The following is a 25917-nucleotide window of genomic DNA, read 5'->3' as shown; positions in this document are numbered from 1 at the left end:
CAACATTTAAAAACAAAAATTATGAGTCATATAAAACATATTATTCTCTTTAGCATCTTAATTATAACTCAAATAGCATTCTCACAAGAAGGTAATGATTTAATGCTTTACAGAACAGACTTCAAGAATATAACAGGAAAGAATACAGTTTCTGTTACGAGCTACGAAAAAAACGGATCGCATTTTGTCTATGCAGGCGGTGTTGGTAATGTAGATGTATACAGCTTAGATAAAGATGGTATATTGACCCCAATTAGCAACCATGAACTTCACATGAAAAAAGGCCCTGCAAGAGGTATGGTGGCCGATAACATTAACGGTACAGATTTTCTTTTTGTAGCAAACAAACATGGTAATGTTATTGAAACATTCAAAATTTTAAACAACGGATCCCTAGAACGTGTTGCTTTAGTTGAAGACACAAATGAAACCTATTTAGGAACTGCCATTACGCTACAGGTTGTTCACATGAAAAAAGCATCATACCTATTTATTGGTGGTTTAGAAGAAACTCCAGGGTTAAGCAGTTTCAAAATACACGATGATGGCAAACTAACCCATGTTCAGTCTATGAAAGATGATGAAACTATCCATACAGATGGTATTATAGGCATGTATGTTCACAACATAAAAGGAAAAACATTTTTATACACAGGTGGTTTTCAAGATAATGGCGTAAGTAGCTTTAGAGTTTATGATAATGGTACCTTTAAAAATATAAATAACATTAGTGATAACACTACAGATCGATACTTAACAGGAGCATACCCCGTAACTGGTGTTACTCTAGGCGAAAATAAATACGTAATTGTGGGGCACAGACATCATAAATACTACAAAAGAGGTGGTTTTATAAAAAGACCAAACTTTGTTTATCATGGTGATGGTGTTAGTGTTTTTAAGGTGAATAAAAAAGGGGCTTTGGTTCCTCATTTTGTTCTTAAAGATGATGAAACCACAAAACTACAAGGCCAAACAAGAATTGAAGTTGTATCTACAGATAACAACGAAGCTGTTTTAGCCGTTGGCACAAGAGACGATGCGAGCATACAGTTATTAAAACTGAATAAAAAAGGAGCGCTTACCCCTATCAATTATTTAGAAACTGGCTTCTCTATCTATTATGGTTTAAGATCTCACAAAATCGGAAATGAGAATTTCTTAATAGCTGGTTCTTTCAGGTTTGATTTAGGAAAAATAGCTAGCTATAAAATTGCTCCAAAAATTAATAGAGATGGCAAAGTTTTGCGACATATGGTAAACCTTACTTATAAAGAAGATGCCACCGAAGCACAAGTTAATGAAGCTGTCGCCGCTTTTGTTAATCTTAAAAATGAAATTCCAGAAATAGCCAATCTAGAATGGGGTTTAAACGACAGTACCGAAGGGCACTCAAAAGGCTTAACCCATTGCTTTACACTAACTTTTAAAGATGAACATGCTAGAGAAATTTACTTATTTCACAAGGCTCATTTAAGCATGGTGGGTAAAATAGGCCCAATTATAGCCGACGTTTTAGTATTAGATTATTGGACCAAATAAAATTAAAAAAAATGAAAAATTTAAAACATAAAAAAGCCATTATAACTGGAGGTGGCAGAGGACTTGGAAAAGCAACGGCCATAGCATTTGCCAAAGAAGGTATTGATGTAGCCATTACTGGCAGAACAGAAAGCACTTTAAAAGCAACCGTTTCCGAGTTAGAAACTTACGGTATTAAAGCTACATATGCTGTATTTGATATTGGAAATTATGACGATGTAAAACCAAGCATTAAAAAAATTATAGACACTTTAGGCGGTGTAGATATATTGGTTAATAACGCGGGTATTGGAGGCTTTGGCGCACTAAATGACATGCCGGTTGATCAATGGACTCAAATTATACAAACTAACCTCATGGGCATGTATTATGTGACCAAAGAAGTTTTACCGTACTTAATTTCCAAAAATGAAGGCGATATTATTAATGTATCTTCTACAGCTGGATTAAACGGAAATGCAACCACATCGGCTTATTCAGCATCAAAATTTGCAGTTATTGGCATGTCTGAATCCTTAATGAAGGAAGTACGTAAAAATAATATCAGGGTTGTTACATTAACCCCAAGCACCATAGAATCGGATATGTCGATTGAAGCAGGTATTGCAGAAAAGGGTTCTGCAGATAGCGTGTTACAACCAGAAGATTTTGCTGAACTGATTCTTGCCGGTTTAAAACTTCCTAGAAGAGCTATGTTAAAAAGTGCAGCTTTATGGTCTACAAACCCATAACATCATCAATCCAAACAACATTACATACCCTCAATTTTAAATAAATTATAACATCAATAAAATGAAAAAGCTTTTTTTAATATATCTTGTTTTTACGTCATTTTTAAATGCACAAGAACGACCAAATATTATATTCATTTTAACCGATGATCAATCTTATGATTTATTGGGTTGTACAGGAAACCCCATAGTGCAAACACCAAATATCGATAAACTAGCCAATAACGGTATTTTATTTACCAATGCACATGTTACAAGTGCTATTTGCACACCAAGTAGAATATCTATTTTACTAAGTCAATACGAGCGTAAACACGGTGTCAACTTCAACTCTGGCACCAGCGTTTCCGATGCTGCATGGAAAAACTCTTACCCCGTAATTATGCGTGATAATGGCTATTACACAGGTTGGATTGGTAAAAACCACGCTCCTATTGGCAAAGGAGGATATAATAGCGGACTTATGGAAAAAAGTTTTGATTACTGGTATGCAGGTCATGGTCATTTAGGGTTTTACCCAAAAGATAACCATGCTATTTTTAATGATGCCATTGCTTTTACGCAACCTGAAATTATAAATGAAGGTGTTAATGATTTTTTAGATCCAAATGCACGAAAATTAAAAGGTGCTTTGCATTTTATTGAAAACAGACCAACCGATAAGCCTTTTATGCTATCCATAAATTTTAATTTACCTCATGGAGCAAGTACGCGTACCATGAAACTAAAAGAGTCTGATGACGCAATTTATAAAACCTTATATAGAGATTTAGAAATCCCGTTGCACGAAAATTATATTGCCAAAGCCGATATTAAAAAGCCAAAATTACCTAAAGACCTTTTACATGCCGAAGATCGGCAAACGGGTTACAATTATGTAGATACACCAAAAGATATAAAAGAGCGCTACATACGCGAACTAGAAGCTATGACCGGGATTGATAGATTAGTTGGTAATCTCACCAAAAAGCTAAACGATTTAAAACTAGACAAAAAAACAATAATTATTTTTACTTCAGATCATGGTTTATTTGGCGGACAACAAGGTTTAGGAGGTAAAGCTTTGTGTTATGAGCAAACAACACATGTTCCTATTATTATTTTCAATCCCAACCTTCCTAAGAAAAATAGAGGTAGAAAAAGTGATGAACTCGTACAAACCATAGATATCGCTCCTACTATGTTAAAAATGGCAGGCATTAATAAACCCGACAGTTTTCAAGGACAAGATATTTCTAACCTAGCTTTTGGCGATAAAAAAGAAGTTAGAGATTATGTATACACCGAAAATTTATGGTCTACACATTTTGGAAATCCACGTTGCGAAGCTGTTCAAAATAAAGAATGGAAATACATCCGTTATTATAAAAACAATAATGTTTCGGCTCTAAAAGAAATTAAATACGCAAAAGAATTGGGAATACCTGTAAACGAAATGCTTTACAGCATGCACGACCCTGCTATTGCGGTATATCGCGGTTATATTGATGCTCCCTTAAATGGAGAGCAACCTGTTTATGAAGAATTATACCATTTAAAAAATGACCCCGCAGAACTTCATAACTTAGCTAATAACCAAAAGTATACAGAGATTTTAAATACTTTAAGAAATCAATGGAAAATTGAAATAACAGAAGCCAGAGGTACCGGAAAAGCTGAAGTTTATAGGTATACTAATGATGCTTTTCCTGAGGCTAAACATTAAGACTCCCAATTCTATTTGATAGTATATTTTTTTCTAAACTTTAAAGGTGAAGACTGTTTAAACTTATTGAATTGCTTATGAAAAAACGGTAACGATTCATAACCGCAAGCATAACCAATTTGAGCAATAGTCAAATCAGTATCTATAAGCATTCTACTTGCTATATTAATTCGGTATTCATTTAGAAATGTAAAAAAGGGTCGTCCCATCATTTTACTAAAAAACCGTGAAAACGACTGTTCGGACATGCTCACTAAATCTGCCAATTCCTTTAAATAGATTTTTTCATGAAATCGCTTTTCAATAAAATCATGAATTTTACTCATTCTACTACCAAATTCAACAGGCAAATCATCTATAAAATGAGCTTCAGATAATGTTTTATAATTGCAATCCGACAAATCTGAAAGCAAATTTAATAACTCAATATATAGTTTATAATTTTTTAGTTCAGTCAATTTTTTAATCCTTGGTAAAAAAGATGCAGCAACCTCTTTATCGAAAACAACACCTCTCGATGCCGTAGTTAACATAGTAAACATAGGTTGCAATTCTGGTACTTTTGGATAAATACCTTTATTCCAATGCACTACAATAGATTTAGATTGTTTACTCTCATCACTATGGTTTTTCCAGCAATGTGGTAAATTAGAACGAAGCAACACCAATTCTCCAGGCTCATAAAAACCAACATAATCACCAATATATTTGGTACCTACACTCTCTTCGATATAAGTTAGCTCATGCTGCGGATGAAAGTGCCAAGGTGTATCAAAATGATCGGCCTCATATTCAAAAGCCAAAATAGATTGCTTCTTCCCTAACTCAATTTGTTCCAATACAGCCTCCATAAATATTCTATTATATCACTATAAATTCAAAAATACACATTTAATAACAGAATAGATTACTTATATGCTAAAAAACACTATTAATAAATAACATTTTATATCCAATTTTGAAAAAAATTCAACTCATGGAAAAAAGCAAAATTTCAGACCCGTTTAAAGAAGCTCGACTTGATAAAGGGTTCGGAAAAATGAACGATCAAAACGATCCTGTAACAATGGTTTTGGGCCATAAAGATGTTCGTAAATGCGCTCATAACTGGAAAACATTTCAATCTGGCGGTGAAGAAGTTGGCAGAATTGTAGTACCTTCTGAGGTGCATATAAGAGATACTCGCCAAATTCCTTTTGAAGTTGATCCACCTGAACATAAAGGCTATAGAGATTTAGTAGAGCCTTGGTTTAAGCGCCCATTAGAAGCTCCTTACCAAGAAGATTTATCTCAAATAATTAACGATGTTGTTGACCAAGCCCTTTCAAAGGAAACATTAGAGGTTGTTGAAGAATTCGCTTTAAAACTTCAATCTAGAGCCTTAACGCTATTATTAAACGTGCCTTCAAAAGAAGCAGATTTATGGATTTCCTGGGGAACACACGTCTTTAGAAGTGAAGATACAGCATTAGATAGCGACAAAGCAAACATACTATACGATTACATTGATAATCAACTTGATAAAGCCATTACGAGTCCAGGAAACGATTTATACTCCGTGTTAATGGCATCAGAAATTAATGGTAAAAAATTAACCAAAGAAGAAGCTAAAGGTGTCATGATTTTAACCTTTGCCGGAGGAAGAGATACCGTTATTAATGCCGTAACAAATTCCATTGCTTATTTTGCAGACCATCCAAAATCTTTAAAACGTTTACGTGACGAACCCGAAATTATGAACACAGCTATCGAAGAGTTAATACGCTACTTTTCACCACTAACACAAATGGGACGCGTTGCTACAGAAGACACACAAGTTTGCGAACATGCGATAAAAGCACAAAGTAGAATATCTATGTGTTGGGCTTCGGCCAATAGAGACGAACGTGTTTTTGAAAAAGCTAACGAAGTCGTTTTAGACCGAAAAGTAAATCCGCATGTAGCTTTCGGTTTCGGAACTCACAACTGTTTAGGCGCAACCCATGCGCGTCAAATCATGAAAATACTTTTAACTGTACTTACGCAAAAAGTAAAATCTATGGAAATTTTAGATTGCGAAGAAAACATAGAAAATCTTGATGAATTTGAGCGCAAAGTAGGCTTTGATAGTATTCAAGTAAAATTTAATAAACTTTAAAACTTATAAACATGGCTAAAATAACATTTATAACAAGTGATGGAAATACAACAACTGTAGAAGGAAACACAGGATCTGTGATGGAATTGGCAGTTCAAAATAAAATTAAAGGTATCGATGGCGATTGTGGTGGCGTTTGCTCATGTGCAACTTGCCATGTGCATGTTAATCCTGAGCAATGGGATAAAACTGGAGCTCCGGATGAATTAGAAAATGATATGTTAGAATTTGACGATAACGTTAGTGAATACAGTCGTTTATCTTGTCAAATGAAAATTAATGAAGACCTAGATGGACTTATCTTAACAGTTGCTAAATAATATTTTAATGAGCAGCACAACACAAAATAAGGTTTGTATAATAATTGGAGCAAGCCATGCCGGTGTTAATTTTGCCTTTGCACTGAGAAGAGAGGGTTGGGAAGGGGAAATCACCCTTTATGATAGCGATTTAGAATTCCCATATCACCGTCCTCCCCTATCCAAAGCTTATTTAACTAGTGAAGAAGGGACGGAACAGAGTTTATTATTTCCCAAGGAAAACTATAAAACGGATAACATAATTCTAAAACTCGGTATCGCTGTAAAAACCATAAATAGAGAAGAAAAAACAATAATTCTTAATAACGGAAGTTTACAACATTATGATAAATTAGTGATTGCAACTGGTGCAAGACCGTTTATCCCGCCTATTCAAGGTATACACTTAGCGAGCAATGTGTTTCCAATGCGCACCTCAGCAGATGCTCTAAATATTAGAAAAACAATAAATAATTCGATAAAAAAACGCGCCGTAATTATTGGTGGTGGCTATATTGGTCTGGAAACAGCTGCATCATTAAAAAAATTAGGAGCCCATGTCACTATTTTAGAACGAGAAGAACGTGTGTTAGCTAGAGTTACAGCTCCTGTAATGTCTGATTTTTTCACCAAATTACACCGAATTAATAGCGTAGAAATTCTCACAAATAAAAATGTAGTTTCTATTGAAAATAAAGAAAATTATAGCGTCGTAATTTGTGATGACGGCACCAAATTAGATGCCGATTTAATTGTTGTTGGTGTTGGTATTAAAGTAAATACAGAACTAGCTCAAGAAGCCCAAATAACCATTGAAAATGGCATTAAGGTAAATGAAATGGCTAGAACAAATGATCCTGATATTTATGCTATTGGCGATTGTACCTATCACTATAATCCGCATTACAACTATCACGTGCGTTTGGAATCTGTACAAAACGCTGTAGACCAAGCAAAAACAGCAGCAAAAGCCATATGTGGCCAAGAGGTGGTTTACGATACCATTCCATGGTTTTGGTCCGATCAATTTGATGTCAAACTTCAAATGGTTGGCCTCTCAAAAGGTTACAATAATATTATTATTAGAAACGAAGATGCCGAGAACAGCTTTTCAGCTTGGTATTTTAAAAATGATGAATTACTGGCGGTAGACGCCGTTAATTATGCTAAAGCCTTTGTGTTAGGCACAAAATTTATCAAATCCAAACAAAAACTAGATCAAACAAAACTCGCAGATCTATCCATACCTTTTAAACCTAATAGCTTTTTAGCTTAAAAAAATAAAATATGCCTATAATATCAAAAGCAGCTATTGCCACAGGAGATGGCCAATTTATTATTGATTCCGTAACCGTTGCTAATCCAAAACAAGACGAAGTTGTTGTAAAAATAAAAGCAGCTGGCTTGTGCCATACCGACCACGATTCTTTAAACTGGGGAAAACCCATTGTTATGGGACATGAAGGTGCAGGAGTTGTTACCGCAATAGGTAGCGCTGTTTCTAGTGTTAACGTGGGCGATGCTGTTATTTTAAATTGGGCAACACCGTGCATGACGTGCTTTCAATGCCAGGAAGGAAACCAACATATATGTGAAAGCAACTCTCCAGTAACCGCTGGTGGTAATGGCTATACACCAGGTCATGCACATTTAGAAGGTACGCTATGGAATGAAAAACCAATAGAGCGATCATTCAACATAGGTACCATTTCAGAATACACTTTAGTAAAAGAATCGGCTTGCGTTAAATTGGAAAGTAATATGCCAATGGCTTCGGCAAGTATTATAAGTTGTGGTGTTATGACGGGTTATGGCTCGGTAGTAAATTCAGCAAAATTGCAAGCAGGCAGTTCTGCTGTTGTTTTAGGTACTGGTGGCGTTGGATTAAACGTTATTCAAGGTGCTAGAATTTCTGGTGCCGCTAAAATTATTGCTATCGACATTAATAAAGAACGATTAGAAATGGCAAAACAATTTGGTGCAACACACACATTTTTAGCTGATAAAAACGATAAAGGTTTAACAAAAGCTGCAAAAGAAGTTAAGAAAATGACAAACGGAAGAGGTGCAGATTATGCTTTTGAATGTACTGCCATTCCAGAATTAGGTGCCGCACCATTAGCAATGGTAAGAAATGCCGGAACCGCAGTTCAAGTTAGTGGCATTGAGGAAGAGATTACCATCGACATGCGCTTATTTGAATGGGACAAAATTTATATCAATCCTCTTTACGGTAAGTGCCGCCCACAAATAGATTTCCCTAAACTAACAAACCTGTATGATAAAGGTGATTTAATGTTAGATGAAATGATTACCAGAACCTATCCTCTAGAAAATCTACAACAAGCTTTTGACGATATGCTTGCTGGTAAAAACGCAAAAGGCGTGATTGTTTTTGAATAACTAAGAACTTTATTAATAATGAAAAACCTCTATTTTATAATATTTTCTTGCCTCTTTTATAATAGTACTTTATTAGCACAAATAGATGCTCCCGAAGGAAAAAGACGGGTAAAAATAGACAATCTTTCCGATGAGTTTAATGGAAAAAAATTAGATAATAAAAAATGGATAGGCGATCCTGAAAAGCATCCAGACTTCGGATGGATTGGAAGACCTCCTGCCCTTTTCAAAGAAAGTTCTATAAAAGTCAACAAAGGTTTTATGGAAATAGAAGTCGGAAAATTAGAAAAAACCTTCACTAGCTTAAAGTATAAAACACCATCTATTTACAACTATTACGGTGGTATTATTAGAGCGGTTCAACCTATTTCATACGGACATTATTTTGAGTCTAAATTCAAAATGAGTAAAACCGAAATGGGCGGTGGCTTTTGGTTAATGTCTAGAAATAATTGTGGTAAAAAACACGAAATAGATATTACAGAATCTGTTGGAAGCGTATCACCTTTAACTGAGGATTGGGGAAAGGTCTGGGACAAAATCATGCATTCCAATACCATTTTCAGAAAAACCGAATGTAACGAAGCCACAAGAAGTCAAGATATGATGCTTCCAGAGATTAAAAATTCAGAGCAATTTTATACCTATGGATGTTGGTGGAAAAGCCCGACCGAACTTTTATTTTACCTTGATGGAAAAAATGTTTATACCATAAAACCTCCTGTAGATTTTGACCAACAACTATTTATACACTTTTCTATTGAAAGTTACGATTGGAATCCGATTCCAGAAAATGGTGGTAAAGTTGCGAGTGCCAACAAAGAAGACCGAACTGCTCTAATAGATTATATAAGAACCTATAAGTTGATTAACAAAGCAGAATAAACCAATAAAGGTTAAAAAAACATTTAAAATACATGAAACAATACCTATCAATTATAATATTAATTTGCACAATTAACCTTCTAAAGGCTCAAACCCGAACAGTTGAACTCTTAAAGGATTGGAAATTTTCCAATTACGATTACGGCGCGGCTTTTCAAGAAGATTTCAATGATTCCAAATGGGATAATGTTACTGTACCTCATGATTGGGCCGCAAAGGGTGATTTCGACTTTGCAAACGATGTACAATTAACCATGGTAATACAAGATGGTGAATCTAAACCTAGACTGCGTATGGGTAGATCTGGAGCTTTACCTTATACAGGAATCGGTTGGTATAGAACAAATTATTCTGTATCATCAAAAAATTTAGAACAAAAAACACAACTACTTTTTGATGGAGCCATGAGCAATGCCAAAGTGTATGTAAATGGTCAGTACGCTGGCGAACGTCCTTTTGGGTATATTTCCTTTCATTTTGATATTACAAAATTTTTAAAAGCAGGAGACAATACTATAGCAGTTCGATTAGAAAATTTTAATAGACAATCCCGTTGGTACCCTGGAGCCGGTTTATACAGAAAAGTATCTGTAATTAAAACAAATAAAACCCATGTTAAAACTTGGGGTACCTTTGTAACAACACCGTCGGTTTCAAAAAAGAAAGCCATTGTAAATCTTAATTTAGAACTTGTTGGAAGTGGCGATTTTATAATCAAAAATGAAATTTTTAATTTAGAGGGTAAAATAGTAGCAACTAAAAAATCAGCGGTTGTAATTAAAAACAATAAAACGGTAAAAGAGGAATTCGAAATTTCTAAACCTAATTTATGGAGTTTGGAAAACCCAAATTTATACACCTTAAAAACAACAGTTTTAGAAGGTTCGACAATGATAGATACTTACGAAACTACTTTTGGAATTCGAACCATTCGTTTTGAAGTAGACGGGTTTTACTTAAATGATAAAAAAACGCGATTCCAAGGTGTCAACATGCATCACGATTTAGGACCAACTGGGGCAGCTTTTCATAGAGAACTATTTGTGAGACAGATGAAAAAGATGAAAGCTATGGGAGTAAATGCCATTCGTTTTTCTCATAACCCACCTGCTCCTGAAGCTTTAGATGTTTGTGACGAGTTGGGGTTATTAGCCATCGATGAAGCTTTTGATGAATGGCAAATAGGAAAAGTAATCAATGGTTACTCAATTCATTTTGATGAATGGGCAAAAACAGATTTAACAGACATGATTGTTAGAGACCGTAACCACCCAAGCGTTATTATGTGGAGTATTGGTAACGAAATTATGGAGCAGTACAAACTAGACCCGAACAATATCACAGATTATTTAAATAAAATTGTAAAATCACTAGATACAACACGAGCTACTACGGCCGGTTTTAATTCTGCCAATAATGCTTTAAAAAGCGGAATGGCTTACACTGTAGATGTTGCAGGATTTAATTACAAACCGGGTATTTACGGAGCAATTCGTAAAAAACATCCTAATTTAAAATTCTATGCTAGTGAAACAGGAGGTACCGTAAGTGTTCGTAACAGCTACAAGTTCCCTGTAGTTTTTGATACACTTCATAACAAAAGGGGTGCATCGCTAAATACATTTGTATTTCCTGATGGACATCCTGGTAATTATGAATCTACTCAAGTGCCTTGGGGATATCCTGCGGTAAAAGAATTCGCTTCTCAAGAAAAAAACACATCGGTTTACGGTGAGTTTGTTTGGACAGGTTATGATTATTTAGGTGAGCCATCTCCTTATCACGAGGCCAAATCTAGAAGTTCCTATTTTGCGCCTGTTGATTTTGTTGGGTTAGAAAAAGACAAATATTATTTATATCAAACCCAATGGAAAAAAGACGAAGAAGTACTTCATTTTTTTCCACATTGGACATGGCCAGATTTAAACGTAAAATCATTTCCAGTGGTTTGCTATACCTCTTATGAGAAAGCTGAATTATTCGTAAACGGAAAAAGCTACGGCGTACAAACGAAAAAACCTTTAAGTACCTTAGATTTCGAAAACACAAATATTAATGTTGAGGCCTCCGGAGGAGGAAGTTGGAATTTAACCAAAGCCTATGCTATTGTTTGGGATGACGTGGTATACGAACCAGGTGAAGTAAAAGTGGTAGCCTATAACAAAAAAGGGAAACAAGTCGCAGAAATGACAAGAGTTACAGCAGGTGAACCTCATCATATTACCATAGAACCAGAAATTAAAACAATTAACGAAGGAGAAGTTGGTGTTTATGTTATTTCTGTGGTTGATAATAACGGTAATTTATGCCCACATTACAATGAAAACATGAAAATTGATGTCCAAGGTTCCGCTAGCTTTTTAGCCTCAGGAAACGGAGACCCAACTAACTTGCAAAACTTATCGAAACCAGAACGCAAATTCTTTAATGGTCAGGCTGTTATTTTTGTACAATCAAATAAAAAAGGGAACGTTGATATTACAACAACATCAGGTAATTTTAAGAAAACAAACCATACACTTACAGTAAAATAAACACCAAATATGGCGTCGAAATTTAGAACTACAGAACTATCAAATCCAGATTTTGAAAGTAATAATCTTCGGTTTATTACAGTAAAAACCCCAAATTTAAAAGGGCGAGGCGATATTTGTCTGTATGTGCCTCCAATGAAAAATCTTAAAAACCTTCCTATTGTAACCTTATTACATGGCGTTTACGGAAGTGCTTGGATTTGGGCACACAAGGCTGGCGTGCATTTTACGGCTTTAAAAATGATGGAAACAGGGCTTATAAAACCTATGGTTATTGCCATGCCATCAGACGGTTTATGGGGTGATGGCTCTGCCTATTTACCACATAATCAAAAAAACTTTGAAAAATGGATAGTAGAAGATGTAAATAATGCCGTTATTGAAAATATTGAATGTACCAGTGAAAAATCCGATTTATTCATCTCTGGGTTATCCATGGGTGGCTATGGAGCATTGCGATTAGGAGCAAAATATTCAGAAAAATATAAAGCCATTTCTGGACATTCTTCTATAACCAATATCACACAAATGCATTTATTTGTTGAAGAAGATGAAGCGCTTTATGTTAAAAATGAACATACCGAAACTTCCGTTTATAAAACCATGCTTGAAAACAAAAACCAGTTACCTCCTTTTCGATTTGACTGTGGAAAAGATGATCTTTTAATTGATTTTAATAGATGCTTAAACAAACAATTAATAGATTCAAACATACCACATACCTATCAAGAATTTAAGGGAAAGCACGAGTGGAACTATTGGGAAGAACACGTAAAAGACACGCTTTTATTTTTCAATCAATTCATTTAAAATATTTTATAAAAAAAATGACCTGCTAATAAAAATAGGTCATTTTTTTTTAAGTTACGAAGCATTAAATATTAAATGCTATTTTATAATCAGTTTTTTTATGGTTATTGCTTTTTCACTTTTAAACTGTAAAATATAAAGTCCAGATCTTAATTGATTTGTTTGGATTTTATAGATTGTAGAATTGATAACATGGGTTTGAATTAAGACCCCGTTTATACTATACAAATTAACTTTTAATGATGATATAGAACTGTCTTTATCAACAATTACAAAATCCTTTGCTGGATTAGGAAATAAAGTAATTCTATCATCAAGAATTTCGTCTTTAATTGATAGCGTTCCAGCAGGCACTAATTCAAACCCTGAATACAAACTATTAATACCTGCAAAATTCTGTGCTGCAAAAATTTGTAAAACAGCAGGTTCTGGATTATTTACTGTTCCAGGATCTGCAACGGTATAAGTTATTGTTTGCGTCACTTCTTCTCCTCCAACAGCAATATTCTCTATGTTAAGATTTGGCCCAACAGCAGTACCGCCATTATTTATTGCATATCTAACAACAAGTCTTCCAAATCCTGAATTATTAAACTCTGTAATGTTTGAATGTGCTATTTCTAAGGTTAATGCTTCCCCTATTTCGATTTGATTATTCCGAAGTGTTTTAAATGCATCCACAGTCATATCATTGATTTTTGTAATCTTGGCAACTTGAGGTATAAGTTGAGCTACATTAACCTCTGCTTCATCAAATATTGCACTGTTTTCAATAGAAGTAGCTCTAATTTTCACTGTTCCTTTTTTTAATCCTGTTACAATACCATTTTGATCTACAGTGGCTATCGCTTCATTACCACTAGACCATATCATGTTCTTATTATCGGCATCCTCAGGTAAAATACTCGTACTTAACGTATAAGAATCGTTTTCAATAATATTAACTTGGTTTGGAGATATAGATATTGAACTAACGGGTATATTAAAAAATGAAATTAGCGTAATTTCGCTTGTAGCTATTAAAGCATTATCCATAATACTCATAGCCGTTACAGTAGCTTTTTCACCTACAGAGCCCTGCGCTGTTACAACACCATTTTGATTTACAGAAGCTACAGCATTGTTAGATGAACTCCATATTGTATTTGGATTTCCATTAGCAGGCACCATAATTGTTTCTAATTGAAACGATGTTCCAACTCTAACGTCGGAAGTACTTGGATTTAATGTTATCCCCGTTGGTAAAGCATAAGGTCGAATTTCTTCAGGTAATTGCAATGCCAAATCTGGACCTTGATTGTTAATACTATGTGCAAGGTACGATGTATCATAAAAAGCGATATAATCCACAATAGCGGTAGCAGATCGTCCTTTTAAATAAAAAGTATACTCCTCGCCTGCTGTTAAATTATAGAACACACCGTTATTCCCTTTATGTTCCAAGTTAATACAGGTTCCCCATTTATTTGCTCCTCTACCGAAAAACTTATGAAATGTTCTTAAATCTGTTTCTGTGTGTTTACTAGATCCACTTGTAAAACTGCCTTCCATTTTAATGAAGAAGTCATTTCTTAAATCTCCCTTTTCCCACCAAACAGGCTCGGTTTCTCCAGGAGGCGTTAACCATTTCCCTTTATTGAGGTTGTTAGATTCTCTTAGAGGTGTATGGAGGCGCATCGCGACTTGATAAGTACCTGTTTTAGGACAAGTAAACTTATACTCTAATTCACTCCCTGCTCCTTGCCAAGGTCCGCTGTACTCTAAATAGGTATCGTTTATTGGGGCTGGCGAATTTCCTGGATAGAATAAATACTCTAAATAACTACTGCTACTTGGCTCTCTAATGGTCCATAGGTTTCCTAAAGGCGTAATGGTTTCTTCCGCATCAAAAACAATATAATCTGGTCCATAATTAATATTACTTTGAGCTCGCAAATTTGTGGTAAATGCAAAAAGGCAATAACAAATAAAAAATAGTTGTGTGCTTTTTTTAGTCATAACAGTCTAGTTTTGTTTAGTTTGAATATAAATATCCGCATTAAATCCTCAAAACAACAATACAAATGGGTTGTTCTAAATTACATATGATTTACTATTACTTCTGTTAAACTTGTCTATTCTCACCCGTTTGTTTTTAATAAAAAATATGCAGATTGAAAAAACTACAAAACCGAATTTGTATAAAAAAAAGCAATCTTTAAAAAAGACTGCTTTTTGAAATTAAATAAAACTAAATATAATTAATGTGCTTTTAACTTTAATGACTCTGGGGCTTTCGAACCTCCCTTAGGAGCATCATGTTCCGTGGCATGAAGATCAAAATTTGGAATAATTTTTTTCAACTCATCACGTTCTTTTCTATGCGCTTCTGAAACTTTACTCCAATCTGTAATTTTTGGAAACGAAATCAAATCGGATGGATTTCCGCTAACATCCCACCAGATATTTTTGCCATCTTTCAATACTAAATCCCCACGAACAATTTGATTATCTTTATGATAAGCATAAATCCATTCTCTGTGCTTTGGTTTATTGGTTGTTAAAAAAGGCATTAAACTTTTTCCATTAACCTCATAAGAATCTGGGATTTCTACACCTCCCAAATCGGCTATAGTAGGAAGCATATCCGACATATTTACCAAAACATCTTGCATACCTTTTTTAGTTAAATTTAAACCTGGCGCGTATATTATAAGTGGTACATGTGTCCCTTTTTGTGAAACAGGACTAGATTTTCCATAACCGCTTGTTCCATTATCGGCACAAAAAATAAAAATAGTATTGTTTTCAACACCTAGTTCTTTTAACTTATTCATGTAAAGCCAAATTTGATAATCTAAATAATTAACATGATTATAAATACCCGATTCCGTTATCGTTCCATGTGTATCGTATTTACCTTTATCTCCTGTTACATTTGGTGTTGTTCTTGTATATTTGGAACCGTTCCAACTAATTTTTGGAGTCCCAGGCCATTTGTTATGAGAATCTGGATTTAAAAAATCGAAAGCATCGTGTCCCAAATGACTGGTATGATAAATAAAAAATGGTTTATCTTCTTTTTGCTTTCTCTCCATAAAGTCGAAAATAAATTCTAACTCTACATCTGGACCAAAGGTGTTTAAACCAAATTCTTTTTTAGATTTTTTTGTATTTGGCCACCACTCATATTTTTCGGAGTTGCCAGGGTCATTCATCAACTGAACATGAGGTTTCCAATACCAACCCGATTGCACATAAGACTTTGCATTTAAAGCTTTGTTTGTATCTGCATTGTAAATCACTTTTTTACCTGTTTCTTTTCTGGTTTCCAATCTAAAATCAGTAGTTGGAATAGCCGTGTTATAGGAGCCTTCTCCGGGCGTAAAGCAACCTTCATCGAAATTAAACCCTTCAATCTTCATTTGGGTTTTCCCTGCCCAATATGTTGCGTATCCTCCTTTTTTAGCAACATCATCAATGGTATATGGAGAGCTGTCAAACAAATTCCAACTGCCTTTCCCGTTAGGGCTTTTTCCTTTATCGCTATTGTGCCACCATTTATGGAGATGAGCATATCGTCCGGTCATCATCATGGCTCTACTTGGAGAGCAAATAGTAGCTGCCCAAGCTGTTTTTACATATACACCTTCATTTGCTAATGTATTTAAAACAGGGGTTTGCGCTCTATATTTCGGGTCTGATGTGTCTTTCCCTTTTAAATCACTCCAAACTGTAGATCCATAGATAGGGAGTTCTCTCGCGCTAATATCATCCGCATATAACAATATGATATTAGGCTTATCTTGTGCGTTAATACCAAGAGACAGGAAAATGATACTTATAAAAAGGTATATTTTATTATCAATATATTTCATCTTATTCAATAATTAAGGGTTGTTTATTTTTAGTTTTTTCATCGAGTTGCTTTCTCATATCTTCATAAAATTTTAATCGCGCTTTTTGATAGCTCCCTGCTTGTAAATATTTACTAGGTTCATTTTTTGCATTCCAATCATTCCACAACTTTGCTAATTTCTCTCTGAGCTCCGGATTATCTTCAATTATATTTTTACTTTCATATGGATCTTTAATCATATCGACTAGCATTTTTCCTCCTCCAGTTTCACCTCTCATAAGAAGATACTTCGCTTCTGGTGTTCTTACAGCCCAATTTTTACCATCTTCCATACGCCAATAAAGCGCCTCATGAGGTACACCTTTTTTTTCTCCCCTAACAAATGGAATTAAATTAACACCTTCCAAAGCCTCTCCAGAAGTATCTCCATTTGCCAATGTTACCATAGTTGCCGCAATATCTAAAGATGAAACAGGCATTTTATACGTTTGTTTTGGTTTTAAACCTTTTGGCCAATGCACCAAAAATGGAACATGGTTACCACCTTCTAACATACTCCCTTTTCCGCCTCTAAAAGGTGTATTATCCCCCCAATCATGATGAGACCGTCTAGGTTCTGATTCAGGTCTAGATTTATCGACAATACCTCCATTATCTGAGATAAAAAATATAACTGTATTATCTAATTTACCTGATGCCTCTAAAGATTTCACTACCATACCAATACCTTGATCCATAGCATCAATCATGGCTGCATAAATCCGCCTTTCTTTATCCTTAATATGTGCATACTTCTCAATCAATTCCTTTGGTGCTTCTAATGGTGCGTGAGGTGCATTATAGGCTAAATATAAACAGAATGGATCTCTACTTTCCTTTACAAATTTTGCCGCGTCTCTACTTAAAGCGGTTGTTAAGTATTCGGTAAATTCTGCCGAATTATTGTTCCGCATTAAAGGCCAATAACTGCCTTCGTTTGCGCTGTAATGCGGTTTTCCTTCTTTAGTGAATAATGGAAACGTGGTAGATACATTTTTAGGAAAATAAGAATGTCCACCGGATAAAAAACCATAAAAATAATCAAAACCTCTATTATTAGGATGAAAAGGATAAGATGCGCCCAAATGCCATTTACCAATCATACCTGTTTTATAACCGCTACTTTTTAACCGTGATGCAAATGTTTTTTCTGAAACAGGAAGGCCATTGTAAGCATCGAAATGAGAATTAGTTAAGTTAATTTCTAATCCAAATCGAGCCTGATAGCGCCCTGTAATTAAACCTGCTCTAGAAGGCCCACAATAAGGATGCGTTACATAACCATTTGTAAACGTTACACCATTGTTAGCTAATTTATCAATATTGGGTGTTTGAATTTCCTTTGATCCAGTGAATCCTAAATCGGCATACCCCAAATCATCAGCTACAATAACTATAAAATTAGGTTTATCTTGACCTTGCAATATATTGCAACTGCATATAATTAAAATTAAACCGAATAGTTTACTCAGTAATAAAAATGATTTTTTCATTGTTTCCTTTCTTATGGTATTATTTAGTTTGAAGAGTGACCAAATTACTTTTAAGTCTTGGTGCTGTTGCTTTAATTTTTATATATCCTGTTTTTTCTTTTAAGGACTGTACTAATAGTAAAGCTCTACCTTTGTAAGTTGTTATCTTATTAGATTGATAATCTTGAATGCTCTTGTTTGAGCCATTATCTACACCTAAAACCTTTACTTTTCCATCAACATCAAACTTTAGTGATGCCTCTTCAGTTTTCACTTCTAGGCCATCTTTATCTATTAATTGAGCCACAACATGAGCCACATCATAACCATCTGAATTTAAAACTGTTTTATCTGTTGATAATTTAATGGCTACCGCGGCAGAAGTAGTTTTTAAGATAGATTCTACTTCTTGCCCTTTAAAACCAGCTTTTGCAGTTAGTGTTCCAGCTTCAAAAGGCACAATCCAACGTAAAATTCTATCCGGATTATCGCTTAAACTTCTACTTCCTAAAGAACGATTATTTAAAAACAATTCAACAACATGATTGTTTGTTGGCACCTCTACAACTACTAATTCTCCCGGTTTATAATTCCAATGCATATTGGCTTTACTGTTATTCCAATTTAAAACTTTTGCAGATGTTGCTACAGCTTTTCCACTTAAAGAATCTCTTTCAAATCCAGAATTTGTTAAAGGCATTGTTCCTATAGAAACATGAGGTTTGTTAACCCAAATACTTTTAAAATAATACCACCCTTGTTTTTTAAACCCTGCAAAATCTAACAAATCGCCATCCCAGCCTTTTTGTGGCCATTTTTTGTGAGACTCACCCATGTAATCAATACCTGTCCACATATACATACTAAACACCATTGGGTTTTCTATTATAGAATTCCAATCTTGCCAACTTCCTGAATTTTCAGAACCTGTTAATAATTTATCCGGATAATTTTTTTTACTCCAAGCGTATTGATTGGTTTGGTAACTAAACCCAACAATATCCAAAGCATCTGCATAACCCGAAGCTAAGCTCGCTACTGGAATAATTAAATTAGAAGTTACTGGGCGCGTTTGGTCTAATTCCTTAACCCATTTCGACAATCTTTTTGCAGTTTCGGCTAACATAAATTTTCGCTCGGGCAATGCCTTGTAGCGCGCTATCATTTCTTCCTTTGTTAACTGCGGTATTTTATTCCAATACCCTCCAACTCCGGGTTCCCATAAACCACTTACATGCTTGTAACCTTCGTAGGTCCATTCAATTTCATTACCAATACTCCATTGAAATACCGATGGGTGGTTTCTATCTCTTAGCATGGTTCTTTTTAAATCACTTTCACCCCATTTTTGAAAATGCTCTGTATAGCCTTTAGTGATGTATTGCTCGCTTTGTTCATTCTTGTTGAGTTGCTTATCTTTCGGGTTATCCATTTCATCAAAAATTTCATTTTGAACCAGAATCCCCATCTCGTCGCACAGATCTAAAAACTCTTGTGAAAAAGGATTATGCGAAGTTCGAATGGCATTGACACCACCGTCTTTTAAAATTTGTAACCTTCTTCTCCAAACACCTTTTGGAACTGCTACTCCAACCAAACCACCATCGTGATGTATACAAATACCTTTTACATAAGTTGATTTACCATTTAAAAAGAATCCATTATCCTTATCAAACAACAAACTTCTAATACCGAATGGCGTGGTATAGCTGTCTGTAATTTTACCTTTTACTAAAATATCTGTAATAACTTTATACATGTTGGGATGCTCGATATCCCATAATTTTGGGTTTGCCACTTCTAAACTTTGTGAAAGCTCTATTTCTTTTCCAGAACTTATTTTAGTCTCTTTTTCCTGAAGCGCTACCGTTACACCTTGATTATCAATTATTTTTGTAACGACCTTGATATTGTGATTTTTACTATAGTCATTTTTAATTTTAGTATTTATTTGAACTGTTGCGGCATCATTATTAATTTCCGGAGTTGTCACAAAAGTTCCCCAAATAGGAATGTGAAGTTTATCGACTGTTATTAACTTTACATTTCTATAAATACCACTACCGGTATACCAGCGACTATCCACATAGCGCGAATGATCTACATGAACAGTTAGTATGTTTTTTGACCCATCTGTTTTTAAAGCTTTGGTGAGATTAAAATAAGTTGGCGAATAGCCATATGGATTCTCGCCCAATAGCTTTCCATTTAACCAAAAGGTGGCATTATTATAAACACCATCAAACAGGACGAATACATTTTTTGAATCGCTGTTAGCCGGCGTATCAAAATGTTTTTGATAAATTCCAACTCCCCCTGGTAAATATCCTGTAGCACCATCGAAATCTTCACTAAACGAAGCCTCTACACTCCAATCGTGTGGTAAACGAATATCTTTCCATGACGCATCATCTAAAGGTAAAGTGGCAGGAATTCCTGTCTCTTTAACTAATGTGAATTTCCAATCGAAATTAAAATCTAGTGTTCGTTCTTGTGCATAAAACATATTACAACAAGCGAACAACGCGACTATTAATCTTATTTTTTTCATTGTTTATTTTCTTTTAACAAGTTTTCAGATTTCAATAAATTAATTAACTGTAAAAAACATAGTACTAGTATCTAATGCTTCTTTAGATTTATTTTCACCGCTAACATCTCTTATTAATGCTTCTACGATATATGTTGCCGACTTGGATAATTTTTTGTCAACCTTAAAAACAACTTCCATATTTCCATAACCTGGATACACATCTATTGCTTTCTCTAGTACTTTTTTATGCCACTTTTCTTTGAGTTTATCTGTAGTTTCAGAAATTTTTAAATAGATTTTTCTATGCTGATTAGCTTTATAACTTAAAGGTATTTTTAATACTTCGCCCGCTTCCATTTTGGTTTGTAAATCGGAAAAAATGATACTTTCATTATATAAATTTAAACCCATTTCATAAGATTGATCAATACCTTCATGATTTACATCAATCAAATCGTAACCTCTTACCCAATCATAATAGACCGTATTTTTAGTAGGGTCTGCTAGTTCTGCATCGGTTGGTAATTCTATCCAAGGAAACGGGTAGGTTTCAGACACTAAACGCATATACATAGGTCTGTTAAAAGGTTTATCCACTATCTCATCATAAAATTTCATGTGTTTTGGAGCTCTATCATCATAGTAAAGTGATGCTGTTTTTTCATCTCTCCACCAACCGCCGTAAACATGAAAATCTTTTGACGCTAATTCTTGATTAACAAATTTTACCGCTGGAGCTCTTAAATCATGTCTCTCTTTATCGCAGTCGTTGTACCAAAAATGCCCATTGGAATTCATGCCATTAGAAAAGAATGTTCCTGCAAAATCGCCGCTTCTACCAATACATTCTTGTATATCCCATTCTTGACCATATTTATCACAACCATTTGGTCCCACTTCTGAACCTGTTGTAGAAAACCAAAATGTTGTAGACATAGTAGTTGCCGCAGCCTTTGCTCGACACTCATAATACCCCAAAAGCGCTGCCTTTTTTGAAACTACAGCACCGCCAGCAATATTAAAGGTCATATCTCTACCATAGGAATTTACAATAGTATCTTTCTTTAACTTCTCCCCTTTTATTTGGAGATATCCATCTTTTACAGACACTTGTGAAGGCAAAAAAATCCCTGGCTCTCTACCTTTCCAAGACGGATGATAATTGTACCATTTATTAGAATCTAAAGTTGATCCATTAAATTCATCAGAAAATTCAGGGTTTATTACCCAACGCTTTCCTATTGGTGGTTCTGGCGGCCCGGATTGAGCATATACATTCAACAAGCAAATGCAAACAATCAAAAAGCTTACTATCTTTTTCATTCCTATTATGGTTTTATAAATCTACTTTTATGGTTTTCTTATTATTTTTTATGGCTTCTAAATCAAAAAGATGTTTTTTATTATGGCCTTCTCCAACTTCAATAGTGTACATATTAGATTGTAATACTTTGGGCTTATATGTATTCCCTTTAATTCTTATGGACGAAATCACTTCTTTTGTATATTGATTTTTAACCGTAATGACTTGATTTGCTTTATTCAGTTTCAACTCGGGTAATTCAAAACCATTTTTTATTAGAAAATTATCAGTTTGATTAAAAGTTACTGGCCACCCATTATATGGCTTAGCATTTGGAGCAAACATATCTACATTTCTTGCCCAACACTCGTATGTAGTTTGGCGAGAGGTTTTATTAAAACGAATAACACCGTATCCTGAAGCTCGACCGTTTAATAAATTTTCTTTAGATGTATTGTCTTTATGAGTTGGGTTTGCAATAGCCAACACAGTCATTTTATTATGAAATGCATCTAAATACTCACCGGTATAATCCGGCATGCCTTTTACATGGTTTTTACCTGGGGCATCTGGCTTAAACCAACGCATCCAAAAATTTGAAGCTGCTGGTACCGCAAAAGAATATCCCGCATTATTCCAATCTTCAATACCATGATGTAATACTGATCCTAAATGCTGATCACCACCAATCATACACGAAAAACTTTTTCTAATAACCGACAAAGCTTTGTTTCGTCCCGCTTGTGGCCAACCGTTAGAATCTACACTATAGCGTTGTTTTTTTTGTAATGTAGGTGAATGTGTGGTGACGTTTGCAAAAATGGTTTGAGATAAAACCGCTTTCATGTCCGCATCTTTCCAATCTGTAGTCCAAGCTTCTAAAAAATCTAATTGTCTATCACCCAATAAAGTTGCGCCTTCAACATCCATTTCTCGAGTATCTTGAAAACTCCCCTTACCCAAAACGCGTTTAGGTCCCGATTTAAATTTACGATCTTCTAAAATAGCAAAGCTCACGCCTCCCCATGTATAATCTGTATAATAAACACCAATACCTTGCTCTATAGGAGTTGGATCATAAGGATCTGGTAAATGACTAGTTTGCGCACGTTCTACTTCTTTAATATAGTCTACGGGCATATAATAACCGCCGTAATTCCCATCTCTACTTTGTGATTTTCTTCCTCCATCACCCCATAAATTCCCTTGTCCAATATCATGGTCGTCAGGTATAACAATGGTTGGCGTATTTCTAATAATATCTCCAAATACTTCTCCAAACTTTAACCAATACCCATAATGGTCGCTATGATCGTAGGATTGATCTCCGGCAAAGAATAAAACATCAGGCTTCAATCTATTTAAGTTATTTATAATATCGTCTGCAGGTCCCTCGCCGCCATGTCTTTTATAAATAGACCAACATGAAAATGCAGCCATGATAATTTCATCTTTTTCTTTTGGGTTTTTACGAACTATACCATCATAAAAAAACTCATTTTTATAAGCAACGCGATATGCTTTCTCCTGGGTGTCGTCCCAGTTTTCTATTCTAAAATGTGCAGTATATCCGGGATACTGAATACGAGACTCTTGCACTGTTTCCCATTTTTCATCAATTTTTATTTGTAATTCTGCTATAAACGGATTGTAGTCTTTTATTGGGTAGAACTGGGCGGTAAGTTTTAGTGTTTGTTTGTGCACTGTGTATAACGCAAAACAGATTTGATTTTTTTTATTTGCTTTTGAATTTTCTCCAGAGTTTTGTCCCTGGGCTATAGCAAACACCATAAACAAGCAAACACAATACAAAATGTTTTTTTTCATTTATTGTTTCTTTATAATTTCAACTTATAATCGTGAGCTCCAGGAGCAAAATTGCTGCGGAATACTTCGGTTCCGTCACCACGTTTTCCCCATTTCACCTCAACTCTATTATCTCCTAAAACTATATTAATTAGCTTTTCTTTCATGGTTTGAGCGATTTTAGAATACCCTTTATCAAAAGCTAAATTATTCACTTCTTTTGGATCATTTTTCATATCATACAAAGCAGGATCTAAGTCACTATAACTAGAATGTAATGCCCAATCCATATTTTCGCCACGCTTTTTATTAGGACGCGTCTGCATAGAAAACACGTAATCTTTGGTTCTAATAAATGCTCTTGGACCTGTAACAGCATGACTTTCACCAACAATATAATCTCTTGCAGAAATATCTTCCGAAGCTACTTTTGCCATATCTAAACCATCTAAATAATTAAATTTTTGATTATCTAGATCTGCACCTGAAGCTGCTAAAATTGTTGGAGCAATATCTACAAACTCAGTAAAATCTCTAACTACTTTTCCTGCAGGAAATGCTTTTTTATCTGAGGATACCACCACAATTGGATTATGACTATCAATTTCCCAAGACGAGAATTTAGAAATAGAACCGTGGTCGTTCAATTTCCAACCATGGTCGCCACATACATAAACAATCATCCAAGGTTGTTTCTTCTCTTCACTATATTTTATAAAAGCATCTGTAGTTTCGCCAACCAATGCATCGCCATAGGCACAAAACGCGTAATAATCTTGAATCATTTTATGCTTTTCTTCATCTGTAAAATCATCAGCATAAGCATTATTTATCTGTTTTTTTAATTGTGCTGGCATCTTCTCTAGTTCCTCTTTATTAAAAACGGGAACCTTATATGTATATTTTTGAAAGCGGTCTCTAAAGCTTGCTGGAGGCAATACAGGCGTGTGTGGAAAATCGAATCCTATATGGCAAAACAACGGTTTCTCTGTATTCACACCTTTAAAAGATCTAGAACCCACAGTAAATTCTGCATTTTCATTTTTTAGGTAATCGTCAAAAATTGAAGCATAGTAACCATCTCTCGTTTTGCCTGCTTTTCGGCTACTAACACCTGCAAGAATCATCCCTTCATAATTGGATTTTGGATTTTTTTTGCTATACTTTCGAAACAAATCATACTTCTTAGCAGTTGTAAGAGCGGTCCCATTATATTTTGGAAACTCTTTCTCAGCTTCTTCTGATAATATATATTCAAATTCACCTTCAGGGTTTACAAAAAACTCCAAATTTTTCATAGGTTGATCTAACTTCTTACCATCTAACTCATGAAACCAATCTTTTCCCCAATCTGTTAAACCGTCTTTGCGTAATTGTTTAAAATCAATATTTTTCTGAAATACTTCGGCACTTTGAAATTTCCCGTTTTTAGTAGTTCTTAAACGAAAACCAAGTTTTCCTATATGCAAAGTTTCGTAACCTAAATCTACCATTTGCTCAGGTAAACTAGGCTTAGAATGTTCTGCTTGATTATTATGGTATTCAAATTCATATACTCCCGAGCGAAAAGGGTACCTTCCTGTCATCATAGATGCTCGCGAAGGTGCACAGCCCGTAGCCTGACAATAAGTATTGATAAACGTTGTGCCCATTTGGGTTAATTTGTCTACGTTGGGAGATTCTACATAACCTAACTCACTCATTTCTCGGTTATCCAAAATTTTATTGAATGCCCGAATGGCATCATAACGCTGATCGTCTGTGAGTACCCAAAGTACGTTTGGTTTTTGTTGCTGCTGTTGTGTAAAAGCAAATTTAACTAACAGCAAAAAAAAGATCCATAGGAGATTATTTGTCTTTCTTGATTTCATTTTTATACT

At 34.8% G+C, this 25917-nt stretch carries 18 protein-coding genes; 10 read left to right on the top strand and 8 right to left on the bottom strand.

Annotation, left to right across the window (positions count from 1 at the left end; translation table 11 throughout):
• Positions 1–21 precede the first annotated feature (21 nt).
• The 3 genes from ACJJV4_RS14440 to ACJJV4_RS14430 all read left to right on the top strand — a co-directional run bounded on the left by ACJJV4_RS14440 (position 22) and on the right by ACJJV4_RS14430 (position 3978).
• Positions 22–1542: a Dabb family protein gene (locus tag ACJJV4_RS14440; protein WP_405295669.1), complete on the top strand. Its 1521-nt coding sequence runs from the start codon at positions 22–24 to the stop codon at positions 1540–1542.
• An 11-nt stretch (positions 1543–1553) separates the two neighbouring features.
• On the top strand, positions 1554–2273 hold the full coding sequence (locus ACJJV4_RS14435) for a 3-ketoacyl-ACP reductase (RefSeq protein WP_405295667.1): 720 nt from the start codon (positions 1554–1556) through the stop codon (positions 2271–2273).
• 61 nt (positions 2274–2334) lie between these two features.
• A complete protein-coding gene (locus tag ACJJV4_RS14430; RefSeq protein WP_405295665.1) occupies positions 2335–3978 on the top strand; it encodes a sulfatase-like hydrolase/transferase in 1644 nt (547 codons plus the stop codon).
• Between the two features lie 11 nt (positions 3979–3989).
• Here the strand turns inward: ACJJV4_RS14430 and ACJJV4_RS14425 are convergent, their stop codons facing one another.
• Complete coding sequence (locus ACJJV4_RS14425; RefSeq protein ID WP_405295663.1) at positions 3990–4829, bottom strand: AraC family transcriptional regulator; 840 nt, start codon at positions 4827–4829, stop codon at positions 3990–3992.
• A 125-nt stretch (positions 4830–4954) separates the two neighbouring features.
• Here ACJJV4_RS14425 and ACJJV4_RS14420 point away from each other — a divergent pair, with 125 nt between their 5' ends.
• The 7 genes from ACJJV4_RS14420 to ACJJV4_RS14390 are packed head-to-tail and all read left to right on the top strand — an operon-like array spanning position 4955 to position 13046.
• Positions 4955–6115, top strand: a complete 1161-nt coding sequence (locus ACJJV4_RS14420; protein WP_405295661.1) for a cytochrome P450 — start codon at positions 4955–4957, stop codon at positions 6113–6115.
• Between the two features lie 11 nt (positions 6116–6126).
• On the top strand, positions 6127–6435 hold the full coding sequence (locus ACJJV4_RS14415; protein ID WP_405295659.1) for a 2Fe-2S iron-sulfur cluster-binding protein: 309 nt from the start codon (positions 6127–6129) through the stop codon (positions 6433–6435).
• A gap of 7 nt (positions 6436–6442) precedes the next feature.
• Positions 6443–7690: an NAD(P)/FAD-dependent oxidoreductase gene (locus tag ACJJV4_RS14410; RefSeq protein ID WP_405295657.1), complete on the top strand. Its 1248-nt coding sequence runs from the start codon at positions 6443–6445 to the stop codon at positions 7688–7690.
• 11 nt (positions 7691–7701) lie between these two features.
• On the top strand, positions 7702–8817 hold the full coding sequence (locus ACJJV4_RS14405) for a Zn-dependent alcohol dehydrogenase (protein ID WP_405295655.1): 1116 nt from the start codon (positions 7702–7704) through the stop codon (positions 8815–8817).
• An 18-nt stretch (positions 8818–8835) separates the two neighbouring features.
• Positions 8836–9702, top strand: coding sequence for a glycosyl hydrolase (locus tag ACJJV4_RS14400; protein ID WP_405295653.1), 867 nt, complete (start codon positions 8836–8838; stop codon positions 9700–9702).
• A 32-nt stretch (positions 9703–9734) separates the two neighbouring features.
• The gene (locus ACJJV4_RS14395; RefSeq protein ID WP_405295651.1) at positions 9735–12236 is read left to right on the top strand and encodes a glycoside hydrolase family 2 TIM barrel-domain containing protein; all 2502 of its coding nucleotides are present in this window, start codon (positions 9735–9737) and stop codon (positions 12234–12236) included.
• Between the two features lie 9 nt (positions 12237–12245).
• Positions 12246–13046 (top strand): alpha/beta hydrolase, encoded by an 801-nt coding sequence (locus ACJJV4_RS14390; protein WP_405295649.1) that lies wholly within the window; start codon positions 12246–12248, stop codon positions 13044–13046.
• Positions 13047–13124: 78 nt separating this feature from the next.
• On the opposite strand, the gene ACJJV4_RS14385 is transcribed toward ACJJV4_RS14390, so the two are convergent.
• The 7 genes from ACJJV4_RS14385 to ACJJV4_RS14355 form a co-directional block, all read right to left on the bottom strand.
• The gene (locus ACJJV4_RS14385) at positions 13125–15044 is read right to left on the bottom strand and encodes an Ig-like domain-containing protein (RefSeq protein ID WP_405295647.1); all 1920 of its coding nucleotides are present in this window, start codon (positions 15042–15044) and stop codon (positions 13125–13127) included.
• A gap of 242 nt (positions 15045–15286) precedes the next feature.
• Positions 15287–16903, bottom strand: coding sequence for a sulfatase-like hydrolase/transferase (locus tag ACJJV4_RS14380; protein WP_405295645.1), 1617 nt, complete (start codon positions 16901–16903; stop codon positions 15287–15289).
• Between the two features lies 1 nt (position 16904).
• On the bottom strand, positions 16905–18416 hold the full coding sequence (locus ACJJV4_RS14375) for a sulfatase (protein WP_405295643.1): 1512 nt from the start codon (positions 18414–18416) through the stop codon (positions 16905–16907).
• A 19-nt stretch (positions 18417–18435) separates the two neighbouring features.
• Positions 18436–20946 carry a glycoside hydrolase family 2 TIM barrel-domain containing protein gene (locus ACJJV4_RS14370; RefSeq protein WP_405295641.1) on the bottom strand — a complete coding sequence of 837 codons (2511 nt, stop codon included), beginning with the start codon at positions 20944–20946 and terminating at the stop codon, positions 18436–18438.
• A 39-nt stretch (positions 20947–20985) separates the two neighbouring features.
• Positions 20986–22251 carry a family 16 glycosylhydrolase gene (locus ACJJV4_RS14365; RefSeq protein WP_405295639.1) on the bottom strand — a complete coding sequence of 422 codons (1266 nt, stop codon included), beginning with the start codon at positions 22249–22251 and terminating at the stop codon, positions 20986–20988.
• Positions 22252–22264: 13 nt separating this feature from the next.
• Positions 22265–24058 carry a hypothetical protein gene (locus tag ACJJV4_RS14360; protein WP_405295637.1) on the bottom strand — a complete coding sequence of 598 codons (1794 nt, stop codon included), beginning with the start codon at positions 24056–24058 and terminating at the stop codon, positions 22265–22267.
• An 11-nt stretch (positions 24059–24069) separates the two neighbouring features.
• Entirely contained in the window at positions 24070–25908 is a 1839-nt protein-coding gene (locus tag ACJJV4_RS14355; RefSeq protein WP_405295635.1) for a sulfatase-like hydrolase/transferase, read from the bottom strand.
• Positions 25909–25917: the final 9 nt, after the last annotated feature.

It is taken from the genome of Algibacter sp. Ld11 (assembly GCF_045066735.1).
Classification (GTDB): Bacteria; Bacteroidota; Bacteroidia; order Flavobacteriales; family Flavobacteriaceae; genus Algibacter.
Note: the sequence above shows the minus strand (reverse complement) of the source record. Positions and strands in the feature narration are given on the sequence as shown.

Excerpts from the sequence above, each read along its gene's own strand:
- ACJJV4_RS14395 (WP_405295651.1), top strand. The coding sequence starts at position 9,735 with ATGAAACAATACCTATCAATTATAATATTAATTTGCACAATTAACCTT.
- ACJJV4_RS14400 (WP_405295653.1), top strand. The coding sequence starts at position 8,836 with ATGAAAAACCTCTATTTTATAATATTTTCTTGCCTCTTTTATAATAGT.
- ACJJV4_RS14420 (WP_405295661.1), top strand. The coding sequence starts at position 4,955 with ATGGAAAAAAGCAAAATTTCAGACCCGTTTAAAGAAGCTCGACTTGAT.
- ACJJV4_RS14430 (WP_405295665.1), top strand. The coding sequence starts at position 2,335 with ATGAAAAAGCTTTTTTTAATATATCTTGTTTTTACGTCATTTTTAAAT.
- ACJJV4_RS14360 (WP_405295637.1), bottom strand. The coding sequence starts at position 24,058 with ATGAAAAAAAACATTTTGTATTGTGTTTGCTTGTTTATGGTGTTTGCT.
- ACJJV4_RS14435 (WP_405295667.1), top strand. The coding sequence starts at position 1,554 with ATGAAAAATTTAAAACATAAAAAAGCCATTATAACTGGAGGTGGCAGA.
- ACJJV4_RS14385 (WP_405295647.1), bottom strand. The coding sequence starts at position 15,044 with ATGACTAAAAAAAGCACACAACTATTTTTTATTTGTTATTGCCTTTTT.
- ACJJV4_RS14380 (WP_405295645.1), bottom strand. The coding sequence starts at position 16,903 with ATGAAATATATTGATAATAAAATATACCTTTTTATAAGTATCATTTTC.
- ACJJV4_RS14425 (WP_405295663.1), bottom strand. The coding sequence starts at position 4,829 with ATGGAGGCTGTATTGGAACAAATTGAGTTAGGGAAGAAGCAATCTATT.
- ACJJV4_RS14390 (WP_405295649.1), top strand. The coding sequence starts at position 12,246 with ATGGCGTCGAAATTTAGAACTACAGAACTATCAAATCCAGATTTTGAA.
- ACJJV4_RS14405 (WP_405295655.1), top strand. The coding sequence starts at position 7,702 with ATGCCTATAATATCAAAAGCAGCTATTGCCACAGGAGATGGCCAATTT.
- ACJJV4_RS14440 (WP_405295669.1), top strand. The coding sequence starts at position 22 with ATGAGTCATATAAAACATATTATTCTCTTTAGCATCTTAATTATAACT.
- ACJJV4_RS14415 (WP_405295659.1), top strand. The coding sequence starts at position 6,127 with ATGGCTAAAATAACATTTATAACAAGTGATGGAAATACAACAACTGTA.
- ACJJV4_RS14410 (WP_405295657.1), top strand. The coding sequence starts at position 6,443 with ATGAGCAGCACAACACAAAATAAGGTTTGTATAATAATTGGAGCAAGC.
- ACJJV4_RS14365 (WP_405295639.1), bottom strand. The coding sequence starts at position 22,251 with ATGAAAAAGATAGTAAGCTTTTTGATTGTTTGCATTTGCTTGTTGAAT.
- ACJJV4_RS14355 (WP_405295635.1), bottom strand. The coding sequence starts at position 25,908 with ATGAAATCAAGAAAGACAAATAATCTCCTATGGATCTTTTTTTTGCTG.
- ACJJV4_RS14375 (WP_405295643.1), bottom strand. The coding sequence starts at position 18,416 with ATGAAAAAATCATTTTTATTACTGAGTAAACTATTCGGTTTAATTTTA.
- ACJJV4_RS14370 (WP_405295641.1), bottom strand. The coding sequence starts at position 20,946 with ATGAAAAAAATAAGATTAATAGTCGCGTTGTTCGCTTGTTGTAATATG.